Here is a 13,976-nt window from a genome sequence, read left to right as displayed (position 1 = left end):
GGAGGTATTAAAATGGGTGAATTAGTTATCGAAACAAAGGGTTTAACAAAAGAATTTAATAAGTTTACAGCAGTAAAGGATGTAAATCTTAAAGTACCTAAGGGTGCTTTATATGGGTTTTTAGGTCCCAATGGTGCTGGAAAGTCCACTACTATACGTATGCTTTTAGATTTAATGAGACCTACAAAGGGTACAGTGCATATATTCAATAAGGATATAAAAAATCATCGTATGGAAATATTAAGAAAGGTGGGTGCGATGGTAGAATCACCTTCCTATTATGAAAATTTAACAGCTTATGAGAACTTAGAAATAACAAGAAAAGTTCTACAAGTAGATAAAAAGGAAATAGATAAAGCTTTGGAAATAGTGAACTTATCTAAATGGAGCAATAAAAGAGTAAAAAACTTTTCTCTTGGTATGAAGCAAAGACTGGGCATTGCTCAAGCTTTAATAGGAGATAGGGAGCTTTTAATATTAGACGAACCTACCAATGGACTTGATCCTGCAGGGGTAAGGGAAATCAGAAATTTAATAATTAGTCTTCCACAGGTCATGGGAGTTACTGTATTAATCAGCAGCCATATATTAAGTGAAATTGAATTAATAGCAGACCACGTAGGAATTATACAAAAGGGAAGTTTATTATTTCAAGGAACTTTAGAAGAATTAAAAGCAAAAGGAAGCCGAGAAATTGGCATTAAAGCAAAACCACTTAAAGAAGCAGAAGAGTTCTTAAAAAGACAAGGTTTCATTGTTGACAATAGGGAAGAGAAACTTTATATACCTAGGAAAAACATAAATATTGAAGAATTAAATAAGACACTAGTATTATCTGGATATGGGGTTTCTCATTTAAGTGAAAGTGAAAAAAACTTAGAAGAAATATTCTTGGAGTTAACAGGGGGCATAGAGTAATGAGGGAATTTTACCAATTATTAAAAGGGGAATTTTTAAAGCAAAGAAAAAGCTTTATCTGGACCATAGCTCTTTTGACACCTATTTTAGCAGCAGGTCTTACATTTTTCAACCTTTTTATCCGTTATGATTATCTTATGACTTTGGAAGTTAATAAGGGTGCAAGCTCTTGGAATGTGTTACTAGGCCAACATCACTTTATATGGTTTTTACTTTTTTCTTTAGTTGTTACGATTTTTGCTTCCATGGTACATTATATAGAATATAAGTCTAATAGTTGGAAAAGTGCATTAGCACTTCCAGTTTCGAGAAACAAAGTATACTTAGCCAAGTGGACTATAGTATATATATTAAGTATTATAATGATACTTTTTAATGGAATTCTTTTAGTAATTGTGGGTAAGTTATTAGGATTTCATGAAGCTGTGGACTTAGTATTAATTTTAAAATATACACTTTATCAGATAGCTGCCATCACTAGCTTAATTAGCGTTCAATGTTTTATAAGTGCTGAGATAAGTAATACCAATATACCCTTAGCTATAGGATCTGTAGGGGTAGCATCTTCCATATTCTTTGCACAATCAGAAAGCTTATCTAAATTAATTCCATATGCACATATAATTTATTCTCTTCCAGATCCTACTATAAATAATAATATTACGCTGCAATATGGTCTTAGCCTTGGAATAGCTTTTTTAGTAATAGGAATCTTTTTCTTTAACAGAAAAGAAATATGTTAGGAGTGAGTCATATGAAGGATATATTTGAGATAGAAATTTTAAAATTAAAGAATTCTAAGATATTGAGTATTGTTATTTTAGCACCTATATTTATGGTAGTTCAAGGAGCTTCAAATTTAATTCGATATTATGACTTATTTACAGGGAAGGGACAAAATGTTTGGGACCAGCTTTATAATCAAAGCATGATTCTTTACGTAAGCGTTCTTTTCCCAATTTTAATAAGTATAGTTATGACTTTAATGGCGAGAATCGAAAATGCCAATAATAGCTGGAAGCATTATCTAAGCTTGCCAGTAAAAAAAGAAAAGATATATGGAATAAAGTTTATTATCGGCTGTGGACTTATTTTTATCAACATAATAGTATTGATTATAAGTATGCTAATAGCCGGAGGAATTATGGGAGTTAAGGGACATATACCCTATAATACAGTTCTTATACAACCTATGGTGATTTATGTATCAGCACTACCTATCATGGCTATTCTCTATGTTTTAAGCATTAGATTTTCTCATATGGCTCTTCCCTTAGGAGTTGGAATTGGATTAAGTATACCAGCTATGCTAGTGGCTAACTCTAAGTTGTGGATATTTTACCCTTGGACTTATCCTATTATGGCAGGTTTAGGAGGAGATATGGATACTTTTAGTAAGGGAAATATAGTATACATCATTAGTTTTATATTGCTAATTGCAGTATTTAGTTTTGGATATGGTAGATTTAAAAAGAGAGATGTTGCTTAAATATGTAGCTTTCTTAAAAAATACAGGAAAATTATTGACAGTTATTGTATAATGGGCTGTAGTGGGAGGTGAAAGCTTTGATGGATATATATACGACAAGTATGAACGATAAGAAAATACTGTTAGTAGATGATGAAGTTGATATTTTGAATTTGTTAGAGGCTGTTCTTTTAAAAGAAAGCTTCGAAAAAATTTATAAAGCTACTTGTGGTCATGATGCTATTAAAATATGTAAAGAAATAAAGCCTGATATTATAATTTTAGATATTATGATGCCTGACATTGACGGTTTTGAGGTCTGTAGAATATTAAGACAAATCACCTTAGTACCTATCATTTTTTTATCAGCTAGGACTGAGGATGTAGATAAACTCTTAGGATTAGGAATTGGTGGAGATGACTATATTACTAAACCTTTTAGTCCAAAGGAAGTAGCCTTTCGTATTAAAGCTCATTTTAGAAGAAGTGAATATATGGCTATAAAGGATCAGGTTAAGGAGAAAAATGTAATAAGCTTTGGAGATATTGAAATCAATGGGAAGAAAGGGGAAGTTAAAAAGTCAGGTATAGCTATAACTTTAACAGCTAAGGAGTATAGCCTTCTTTTGTATTTAGCCCAAAATCCTAATCAGATTTTAAGTAAAAATAAAATATTTCAAAAAGTGTGGGGAGATGATTTTGAAGGTTACGATAATACTTTAATGGTTCACATTAGACATCTTCGTCAAAAAATAGAGGATGATTCAGCTAATCCTAAGCATATTATTACTGTAAAGGGCTTAGGTTACAAGCTGATTATAGAGGATAAATAAAATGAAACGGAAAATTTTACTGCGTTTTTTATTAATTATTGTATTATCTGTAATTATTATTTTAAATATCAGCATGTTTGTGCAATATAAATTTTTGGTTGAAAATCATAATGATGATGAAAAATGGAATAATATCAAAAATTTTTCTTTGGATTTTCATCAATATATTGTACAAAAGGATGGTAAGCCTACACTAACTGAAGATGGAATTGAAGAACTTAATCTGCGAAATGCTTGGATTCAGATTTTAGATGAAGAAGGGTATGAAGTTTATCATTGGAAGAAGCCAAAGAAAGCCTTAGATAATTACGCCCCTAGCCAAATGGTTTATTATAATATTTATTCTGGGGTTATAGATGATTATACAATTTATTCTGGTACAGCTAAAATAAATAATTATAGATGGAGCTATATTATAGGATTTCCTATAGAGAAGGTATCTAAATATATGATTGAGTTTTCACCAGAAAAATTAAGAACTAATATATTTAAAGTATTGATTTATCTATTAATAATTCCAATTGTGGTATTTATAATTACTGGATATATTTTTGGCAGGAATATTGCGAATCCTCTTATACATATCATTAAAGGCATAGGGCAATTATCAAAGGGCAAATATGATAAAAAGTATGCTGAAAAAGGCTTGTACAAAGAGGTTTATAGTAGTCTTAATAACTTATCTAGTACACTAAAGAGTAATGAGGTTGAACGGCAGAATATAGAGAAAATGAGGGAAGAATGGATTCATAATTTGTCCCATGATTTAAAAACTCCTCTAGCTTCCATTAAAGGTTATGGAGAATTAATAGCTGATGAAGAATATGTTTTAACAGCGGAGGAAATAAAAAAATATTCTCATATAATTCAAGAGAAAGCTCAATACATGGAGAAGTTATTGGAGGATTTAAAGCTAACTCAAGTTTTAAAAAGAGGCTTGATACCAATAAACAGTAAAGATCAGGATCTTATAGAAGTTCTGAGAGATATCACTATTGATGTATTAAATAATCCTCATTATCAGGAAAGAGAAATACAGTTTAATTCAACCAAGGAACAGATTATTTTTTCCTTTGATAAATCTTTACTGCAAAGGGCTTTTACCAACCTTATTTACAATGCTATAGTTCATAATGGTGAGGATGCTGAGATTATTATTAATATAGATAAAAGGGACAAAATTTATGTTGAAATAGAGGATAACGGAAAGGGCATTTCAAAGAAAGATTTAGATAATCTCTTTGAAAGATATTATAGAGGCACAAACACAGGGGAAAGTCATAAAGGTTCAGGACTTGGAATGAATATAGCCAAGCAAATAATTGAAATCCATGGAGGAAGAATAAGTGTAGAAAGCACTTTAGGGGTTGGAACAAAGATAACTGTAATATTGTCATAGGATTGTAAGAAGTATAATTTATAATTTAGATTGTAGTATAAAGCTGCAATCTAATTTTTTTGGAGATGATTTATATGAGTATATTAAAAACAGAACAGCTTAAAAAATATTATGGCAAAGAACCTAATATAGTTAAAGCACTTGACGATGTAAGTGTTGAAATAAATGAGGGAGAGTTTGTATCCATTGTAGGGACATCAGGAAGCGGCAAAAGTACACTTCTGCACATGCTTGGTGGACTTGATCGAGCAACAAGTGGAAGTGTAGAGGTAAGTGGTAAAAATATATTTTCAATGAATGATGAACAGCTCACTGTATTTCGACGCAGAAATATTGGATTTGTGTTTCAAAACTATAATCTTGTACCTATATTGAACGTGTATGAAAATATTACTTTACCAATAGAGCTTGATGGTGGAGTGATTGACAAGACTTTTCTGGAAGAGATTATAAATACTTTAGGGCTTGGGAGCAAGCTAAATAATATGCCAAATAATCTTTCAGGAGGACAACAGCAGCGTGTGGCAATAGCAAGGGCATTAGCAGCAAAACCAGCAATCATACTTGCAGATGAACCTACAGGAAACCTTGACAGTAAGACAGGTATGGAAGTTATTGGACTTTTAAAAATGACAAGCAAGAAATTTAACCAAACGATAGTTATGATAACTCACAATGAAGAAATTGCTCAGTTAGCAGACAGAATAATTCGTATTGAAGATGGTAAGATCATCGGAGGTACATGTATATGAAATTTGAGAATAATAATAAAGCCATAATAAATAAACTAACAAGAAAAAGTATAAAGGGGAATAAATTAAGAAATATCTTTGCAATTATTGCAATAGCGCTGACAACAATTTTATTTACAGCATTATTTACCATAGGCATGGGTATGGTGGAGTCAATGGAGCAGCAAAGTATGAGGCAAGCAGGGGGATATGCTCATGGAACATTTAAAAAGCTAACCAGAGAGGAACTTAACAATATAAAAGATAATCCTCTTATAAAGGAATTAGGCTATTCAATTATGGTAAGTATGGGCGAAAACAAAGAATTTATAAAGCATCATACTGAAGTTAGATATGCTACTGATACCCAAGCAAAAATGTGGTTTTCCTATCCAACAAAAGGGGAAATGCCTGAAAAAGAAAACGAAGTAGCAACGAGTACGGCTGTCCTAGATTTATTAGAGGTACCACATGAAACAGGAAAAAGGATTACAATTGAATATTACATTGGCAAAGAGAAGCTATCTACAGAATTTGTTTTATCTGGATTTTGGGAAAGTGATGAGGTTGGCCCCGGAAGCATGGTTCTTGTATCAAATGAATTTATAGACAAGAATCTTAAGAATGTAAATATTGATAAAGATGATGAGACAGGACTTATCTATGCAGATGTGCTATTTAGAAATAGTTTAAATATAGAAGAAAATATGGATGCAGTTCTTAAAAGTAGTGGTTACAGCAGTGATAGAAATTCGCCAAATTTTATAGCAACAGGAGTAAACTGGGCATATATGTCTACAAACTTTGGAATGGATGTTTCCACTATAATAGCAATTTTAGCTGCAACTCTTTTAATTATTTTCACTGGATATTTAATTATTTATAATATATTTCAAATATCTGTAATAAGAGATGTACGTTTTTATGGCTTGCTTAAAACCATTGGAATGACTCCAAAGCAAATTAAAAGGCTAATTAGAAAGCAGGCGCTAATGCTATCAATTGCTGGGATACCAATTGGCCTTGTGGCTGGATATGGAATTGGAAATATACTTTTACCAACTATTATGAGCACCTCTAGTTTTAAAGTAAGTTATACATCTTTTAGTCCTGTTATTTTTATTGGAGCTACCATTTTTTCACTTATTACCGTATTTATTAGCTGTAGAAAGCCTGGTAAAATTGCATCAAGGGTTTCTCCTGTGGAAGCTACAAAGTATATTGATGTTGCTGATAAAGGTAAAACACATAAAAATTCTTTTAATGGTGGAAAAGTGCACAATATGGCTTTATTCAACATTTTAAGAAACAAGGGAAAAACTGCTGTGGTTATTATTTCGATATCTTTAAGCTTAATTCTTCTCAATTCAGTATTCACACTTACTAATGGTTTTGATATGAATAAATTTTTAGAAAGATATGTAATAACCGATTTTATGGCAGGTAATGCAAACTACTTTAATGTAATCAAGTCTTTTGAATCTGAGGATGATGTCATATCAGAGGAGATGATTAATAAAATCTCTAGACTTGAGGGCATAGAAAATAGCGGAAGAATTTATTATAACGTAAAAGAGACTAGGACAAGGATTGGTGATAAAGAAACAACGGCACAACTATACGGATTAGATGACTTTCCACTATCACAGTTAAATATATTTGAAGGGGAATTTGACTTAGAAAAATTTAAAACAGGTAACTATATTATAGAGGGTGTAAAATCTGATGACAACGGTAAGATAAAATATGAAACAAGCAAATTTAATATAGGAGATAAGGTAACTGTAGCCTTGGGAAATAATATTACAAAAGAATATGAAGTTATGGCAAAAGCAGAGGATAAATATAATATGTCTGTAAGATACTCATTTGGGGGTAGCAACTGTATAATGTATCTTCCATCGAAGAAATTTATAGGTGAAATAAAAAATCCTTTAACAATGACCTATGTGTTTAATGTAGAAGATAAATATATAGAACAAACAGAACGCTTCTTACAGGATTATACGAAAAAAATTGAACCTCAAATGGATTATGAATCAAAGCAAAAGTTTATAGATGAATTTAAGGGCTTACAAAATACGTTCTTATTGGTAGGTGGTACTCTTAGCTTTATTATTGGGATAATTGGAATACTTAACTTTATAAATGCCATGTTAACAAGTATTATCTCAAGACGAAGAGAATTTGCTATGCTACAAAGTATCGGTATGACAAATAAGCAACTTAACAAAATGCTAATATTGGAGGGGGGTGGTTATGCACTAGCCACAATAGTTCTTTCAGTAATTTTAGGCAGCTTGGTGTCATTAATTGTTATCAAGCCTATTGCAAGCAGTTTATGGTTTTATAACTACAAGTTTATAATATCTCCTATTTTAATTACAGCACCAATTTTAATTTTAATATCAGTATTTGTGCCCTTTATTTCATATATAAGTGTAAATAAACAAAGCATTGTTGAAAGATTAAGAGAAGTAGAATAAATTACTAAATCAAGGATACATAGCATTTATGTATCCTTAATTAGTTGGTATAATATGTACATGATATGGTGGTGATTTTTTGATTAATATATTAATAGTGGAGGACGACAAACTCTTAAATAAAGGTATTTCATATGCCTTAGGAAAGAGTGCTTATAATGTCATAAGCACTTTCAATTATGATGAAGGCCTCATTGCTTTTTCGAATAACAGTATTGATTTGATACTGCTTGATATCAATTTGCCACATGAAAATGGATTAAAACTCTGTGAGGAAATCCGAAAAAATTCCGAATCACCTATAATTTTTATAACAGCTAATGATACCGAACAAGATATTATTCAGGGCTTTCAAACAGGATGTGATGATTATATCACAAAGCCATTTTCTATAGAAATTTTAAAACAGAGGATTATTGCTGTACTAAAAAGAACGAATATAAAAGAGAAGAACATATTTATGTATAAAGATATAACCATTGATTATGATATGATGATTTTAAAAAAAGCAGAAGAAGTTATCAAGCTAACTACAAAGGAATATAAGCTAGTGGAGCTGCTTACCAAAAACAAAGGACAGGTTATATCAAGACAGGTTATATTAGAAAGATTGTGGGACGTTGATGGCAACTTTGTTGACGAAAACACGTTAAGCGTAAATATTCGTAGATTGAGGCAAAAGATTGAGGGTGATTCTAGAAATCCAAAGTATATAATTACAGTATTTGGAATTGGATATACATGGGGTGAGATGGAGTGAATATTAATTTTAAAATAGCTATGTACTTTACCGCAATTGCAATCTGCGGTACTGCCTTTGGATATTATATATGGATTACCTACAATAACACTGCTTTGCTGATGGCAATTGTGATATTTTGCAGTATAATGGCAGCCTTATCAGGAATATTAATATACGCTCTAAGAAAGCACATGGAATATATGTTAAGTCAACTTTCAAGGCTTATTGCCTCCATTATAGATATGAATGACGAGGAAGTATTTTCAGTTTTAAATGATGATATGTTAGGAAAGTTGCAATCCCAGGTGATCAAGCTAACAAATATATTAAAAGTACAAAACACAAGAATAAAAAAGGAGCGGGATGAAATAAAGCTGCTCATTTCGGATATCTCACATCAACTAAAAACTCCCTTGTCAAATTTAAAATTATATTATGAACTTTTACAGGATAGTTCAATTTCAAAAGATGAATACACTGAATTTAGCAAAAACATGCAAAGTCAAATTGAGAAACTTAGCTTCTTAATGGAGAGTATGATTAAAATGTCCCGTCTTGAAGGTGGAGTAATTAAACTAATTCCAAGACAAACTAGTTTAAATGATGTTTGTTTAACTGCAATCAAGCAGACATACCAAAAATCTAAAGTTAAAGATATAGAAATTAAGTTTAATGCTGTACAAGATGTTGCTTTAAACATTGATAAAAATTGGACAGTAGAAGCAATTTTTAATATTATTGATAATGCTGTAAAATATACAAACTTTGGTGGGAGTATTGCCATCGAAATAATACAATATGAGATGTTTGTAAGAATAGATATTGCTGATAATGGAATAGGTATAAATGAAAAAGAAATTAATAACATATTTAAGAGATTTTATAGGGGAGAGGGTAGTAAAGATGAGGAAGGAATAGGGCTAGGACTATATCTTACAAGACAAATTATTTCTAAGCAAAATGGCTATATTAAAGTAAAATCAAAAGTAGGACAAGGTTCTGTTTTTTCAGTGTTTCTACCTTTAAATTAGAGAAAGAATTTATTATAGTTGTGGTGAATAATGTATATCATGGAAGCTAAAACAGACTGATATATCATTTTTCTGAAAAATTATATTAGCTAGAGGATACATTTAATCCTCGTGAATTTCATGCAGAGCAATTAGGTAAGTGCAGTAGTTGACAAGTATATATCCTTAGTATATAATCAAGATGAACAATGTTCAGGTGGTGATATAAAGGCATGAAAAATCATAATAAAAACTATAAGGATATTATTTTATCAGCAGCTAAGGATATTGCTGCAAGTCAAGGCATCACAAAGATGGATATACGTTCTGTTGCAAAACAAAGTGGTATTGCTATAGGTACGGTATATAATTACTTTCCTTCAAAGGGAGAGTTACTGGTAGCTGTCATTGAGGATTTTTGGGAAGGAGGCTTCTCAAATGTTGATTGGAAAAGTCTTGAACACAATGATTTCTATGAAAACTTGGAGATAATATATGACTTATTATATGTTTATCTTCATAAATTCAAGGAAAATTGGTTGGAACAACTTTCTCTTTTAAAATCACAGGAAAAATTGTTTGGCAAGCAAAAGCAAAACGAATACTTTAAAAAAATATACTTAAGGATTATAATCTTGATGGATATGGATAATTGCTTAAGGCAGTACCCTTGGAATGAGATTGTTTCAAAGGAAAGAATGGCAGAATTTATATTTGAAAATATGCTTATAATGCTTAAAAAAGATGAAGAAGATATTAGTTTTTTAACTATGATTTTAAAAAGAATATTATGTGATTAAAGGTCATACTTAGGTATGATTTTTAATATAAATAAGAATGAACTATGTTCATATATGGCAATAAGGAGTGATTAATATGCAGGCAATTATGGAAACTTTATTTGATGTAGCTTATTTATTTGGCGTTATTACACTGGGATTAAAAATGGTAAGAAACAGTGGTGACAATAAGCAGTACAAACTTTTTGGTTGGATGGCAATTTTATTAGGATCAGGGGATGCCTTCCATTTAATACCTAGATCCTATGCGCTTTTAACAATTGGACTTGAAGCCAATGCTGCTGCACTTGGATTTGGCAAATTAGTAACATCTATTACCATGACCATATTTTATGTGATTTTGTACCACATATGGAGACAGCGTTATAATATTGAAGGATACAAAAAGCTTACATTTTCAATTTATGCTTTAGGAATTGTAAGAATAGCATTATGCTTGTTCCCTCAAAATGACTGGCTAAACTATTACGCTCCAGTTTCATGGGGAATATACAGAAATATTCCATTTGCCATAATGGGAATTATTATAATTTGCATTTTTTATGTTGAAGCTAAAAAACATAATGATACCAATTTTAAGTTTATGTGGCTTGCAATTATGCTATCTTTTGCTTTTTATATTCCTGTTGTGATTTGGGCTACTACAATCAGATGGATTGGGATATTGATGATACCAAAGACTCTAGCCTACGTTTGGATAGTAGTTATGGGCTACAAGAGTGCCACCCACATGGCAAGTGGCAAGTCTAATGCTTCAATGTGAAATCCGATAAAGATAAATTGCCGGCCGAGGTGCTTAGATATCACCTAGACCGGCTTTTTCTTTTTATTTAACTAATCTCTCCAAATATGCCACATAGCATTGTTTGTACCTCTGGCAAATACGTCAGTTCTATTTGGTCCCCAAGATACTGCAGCTGGATCCGAGGTTATGGTACCCCCAAGATTACTCCAGTTGCTCCAGCGAGAGCCATTCCAAGACATTGTCATTAATTGGTTATTTTGTCCTCTAGCAAATACTTCAAGTCTATTGGCTGCTCTAGAGGATACTGCAGGAGCTGAAGTTAAGTTTCCACCAAGGTCCTCCCAATTACTCCAGCGAGAACCATCCCACCATTTATGATACAAGCGGTTACGCTCACCGCGGGCAAATACATCAATTCTATTTGGACCCCAAGAAACTGCAGTGGGAGCAGAAGTTAATGTTCCACCAAGATTTTCCCAATCACTCCAACGGGAACCATCCCACCATTTATGGTATAAAGCATTATTACTACCTCTTACAAAGGTATCTATTCTGTTTGGTGCCCAAGAAGAAGCAGCAGGGGAAGAGGTCAAAACTCCACCAAGATCTTCCCAACTGCTCCAGCGGGAACCATCCCAGAATATATGCCACATAGCATAATTTGTACCTGAAGCAAATACATCAATTCTATTTGGGCCCCAGGAAACCGCACCAGGAGCTGAAGTTAATATTCCGCCAAGCCTTTCCCAATCATTCCAGCGAGAACCATCCCACCATTTATGATATAAAGCATTATCATCTCCAGTTGCGAAGGTATCAAGTCTATTAGGTCCCCATGAGGAAACACCAGGAGCGGACTTTAAAACTCCTCCAAGGTCTTCCCATTGACTCCACCTATCACCAGGTCCAGGGGCAGGTCCAGGCCCAGGTCCAGGGCCTGGTGAGGGAGGTCTGCCAATATTTCTTAAAACAAATTCTATTATATCTCTAATAGTTGAATTTATTATGTTATTAGGGATACCAGCAGCACGAAGAGCAGAGAACATCCAATCATAATCTCTTCTGAAGTCGTTAAATATAGCATTTGTTCTTTGATTAATATCTCCAGTATGTCTTGAGGCGTTGTCTATTGTATAGGATATAGCATTTTTAAAGTAATTATCGATTATCGGTTGAAAATTTTTATTAAGTTCAGGCCTCTGAGTATTAAGTAGTGATAATATTCTATTTACTTCCTCCTGAGGAGCTCTAAAATTATCGAAGTAATCTTCTGCATAAAAAGGATTAAAATTTTCAAATTCATCAAAGTCTTCAAAGCTATCAAAGCTTCTCATTTGGTCATTTAAAAATGGACAAATATTTTGCTCACTACAATTATCACAATAAAAAAATGGATTATACATTGAAAACCTCCTTGGATTTTGCTAGGGGTTAAATTGTTACCAATTATATTGTATTCTTAAAGGTAAAAGTTGTTACAAGGACAGGGGACGGGTAACAACTTTTATATTAAAAATAGCTTTTTATTTAGGATAAAAATTAAAATTTGTAACATAGCTGTTGTTAAGCACATAAGATATTACCAAAGTTTATAGTGAAAAGGAGTTATCATGTATAATTGTTATTTTAGAAATATGATATATCCAAGAATTGTTGCTTATGCAAGAGGAGATGTAAATGGTGATAGGATACCTGATAATGTATACTTAACTGGCACAAAGACACCAGATAGTCCATTCATTCAAAATATCACCCTTATAATACAGGACGGAATGACGGGTAGATTTAAGGGTATACCCCTTAGTGATAATGCAGGATATAATCCTACGTTATTTTTAGGAGATTTTACAGGGGATGGTGTAGATGATATCCTAATAGGTATTAATACAGGTGGCAGTGGTGGAATAATGTATTACTATATTTATTCCTTTATTGACAATGTAGCAAAATTACTGTTTGACTTTAATGTATATAATGAGGAATACAATTACGAGGTTACTTATAAAGATAACTACAAAGTCGAATTTATCAGTAAGAAAAATAATGAAAGATATATTATAGACATAACTTATAAGGGGGCAGATTATTTAAATGAAATATATGATAAGAACGGAATTTTAAAGCAGCCAATTAGCGGATTTGTAAATCCTTTAAGCGGTTTATATCCTGTGGATTTTGATGCAAATGGAACATATGAGCTATTGGCATATCAAAGAATAGCTGGTAGATATAATGCAGATTCTTTAGGTTATGTTTTGAATACATTGAAATGGAAAGATAACAGGTTTGTTTTGGATTATCAGTATGTAGCTATTTTTGGATCACAAGTATAGGTATACTTACAATTTAATGAAAAAGACCGTCTGCTAAAAAGGCGGCCTTTTTAACCAAATTCAAAAGTGCTGTTTTTAACATATAGCTATATCCTAAAACTGTCACTCAGCTCAACTGGGCTTAAACAAGTCATAGCCTCGGACATTATGCACATTCCAGCTGCCCCTGCATGTATAACAGCTTTTACTTTATCCTTTGTTATTCCTCCAATTGCAAATACTTATGTCTATCATTTATGGGAAAGCATACCAAAAATTCTTGACATTAGTTATTTTGCAAGCTATAATTTAAAGGAATTTTTAAAATAAAAATATGAGGTGATTGTTTAAAATGAGAATGTAATCTTATCCAAATTTAAGTATTAAAAGTAGTGTGGGCAGAAATGAAGGCATCTTTTTATAAGATATGTTTATTAAAGTTGCGGTAAACTACTGAAAAGCTTTGGATGGGATTATGAGATTATAATATTACCTTATATTTATGTTACACTTGTTCAATTATTTTTGTATA

At 32.0% G+C, this 13,976-nt stretch carries 13 protein-coding genes; 12 read left to right on the top strand and 1 reads right to left on the bottom strand.

The window, feature by feature from the left end:
* Positions 1–12: 12 nt before the first annotated feature.
* From CRN98_RS13585 to CRN98_RS13535, 11 genes are all read left to right on the top strand, one after another.
* Complete coding sequence (locus CRN98_RS13585; protein ID WP_097027973.1) at positions 13–918, top strand: ABC transporter ATP-binding protein; 906 nt, start codon at positions 13–15, stop codon at positions 916–918.
* Positions 918–1,661 carry an ABC transporter permease gene (locus CRN98_RS13580; RefSeq protein ID WP_097027972.1) on the top strand — a complete coding sequence of 248 codons (744 nt, stop codon included), beginning with the start codon at positions 918–920 and terminating at the stop codon, positions 1,659–1,661. Before CRN98_RS13585 ends, CRN98_RS13580 begins: the two co-directional genes overlap by 1 nt.
* Positions 1,662–1,672: 11 nt before the next feature.
* The gene (locus CRN98_RS13575; RefSeq protein ID WP_179632153.1) at positions 1,673–2,407 is read left to right on the top strand and encodes an ABC transporter permease; all 735 of its coding nucleotides are present in this window, start codon (positions 1,673–1,675) and stop codon (positions 2,405–2,407) included.
* Between the two features lie 80 nt (positions 2,408–2,487).
* Positions 2,488–3,219, top strand: coding sequence for a response regulator transcription factor (locus tag CRN98_RS13570; RefSeq protein ID WP_097027970.1), 732 nt, complete (start codon positions 2,488–2,490; stop codon positions 3,217–3,219).
* A 1-nt stretch (position 3,220) separates the two neighbouring features.
* A complete protein-coding gene (locus CRN98_RS13565; RefSeq protein ID WP_097027969.1) occupies positions 3,221–4,618 on the top strand; it encodes a sensor histidine kinase in 1,398 nt (465 codons plus the stop codon).
* 74 nt (positions 4,619–4,692) lie between these two features.
* Positions 4,693–5,370, top strand: coding sequence for an ABC transporter ATP-binding protein (locus tag CRN98_RS13560; protein ID WP_097027968.1), 678 nt, complete (start codon positions 4,693–4,695; stop codon positions 5,368–5,370).
* On the top strand, positions 5,367–7,835 hold the full coding sequence (locus CRN98_RS13555; protein ID WP_097027967.1) for an ABC transporter permease: 2,469 nt from the start codon (positions 5,367–5,369) through the stop codon (positions 7,833–7,835). Before CRN98_RS13560 ends, CRN98_RS13555 begins: the two co-directional genes overlap by 4 nt.
* A 79-nt stretch (positions 7,836–7,914) precedes the next feature.
* Positions 7,915–8,595 (top strand): response regulator transcription factor, encoded by a 681-nt coding sequence (locus CRN98_RS13550; RefSeq protein WP_097027966.1) that lies wholly within the window; start codon positions 7,915–7,917, stop codon positions 8,593–8,595.
* The gene (locus CRN98_RS13545) at positions 8,592–9,608 is read left to right on the top strand and encodes a sensor histidine kinase (RefSeq protein ID WP_242960960.1); all 1,017 of its coding nucleotides are present in this window, start codon (positions 8,592–8,594) and stop codon (positions 9,606–9,608) included. The genes CRN98_RS13550 and CRN98_RS13545 overlap by 4 nt, the downstream gene beginning before the upstream one ends.
* A 212-nt stretch (positions 9,609–9,820) precedes the next feature.
* Complete coding sequence (locus CRN98_RS13540) at positions 9,821–10,387, top strand: TetR/AcrR family transcriptional regulator (protein WP_097027965.1); 567 nt, start codon at positions 9,821–9,823, stop codon at positions 10,385–10,387.
* Between the two features lie 76 nt (positions 10,388–10,463).
* Positions 10,464–11,150 (top strand): hypothetical protein, encoded by a 687-nt coding sequence (locus tag CRN98_RS13535; RefSeq protein WP_097027964.1) that lies wholly within the window; start codon positions 10,464–10,466, stop codon positions 11,148–11,150.
* A gap of 71 nt (positions 11,151–11,221) precedes the next feature.
* Here CRN98_RS13535 and CRN98_RS13530 read toward each other — a convergent pair whose 3' ends face one another.
* Positions 11,222–12,091: a PLL family lectin gene (locus tag CRN98_RS13530; RefSeq protein ID WP_479723517.1), complete on the bottom strand. Its 870-nt coding sequence runs from the start codon at positions 12,089–12,091 to the stop codon at positions 11,222–11,224.
* 651 nt (positions 12,092–12,742) lie between these two features.
* On the opposite strand from CRN98_RS13530, the gene CRN98_RS13525 reads away from it, so the two are divergent.
* Positions 12,743–13,465, top strand: a complete 723-nt coding sequence (locus CRN98_RS13525; RefSeq protein WP_097027962.1) for a spore coat protein — start codon at positions 12,743–12,745, stop codon at positions 13,463–13,465.
* The last annotated feature ends 511 nt before the right edge of the window (positions 13,466–13,976 follow it).

Origin of the sequence: Clostridium peptidivorans (assembly GCF_900205925.1) — a bacterium.
Lineage (GTDB): Bacteria > Bacillota > Clostridia > Clostridiales > Clostridiaceae > Clostridium_AK > Clostridium_AK peptidivorans.
Note: the sequence above shows the minus strand (reverse complement) of the source record. Positions and strands in the feature narration are given on the sequence as shown.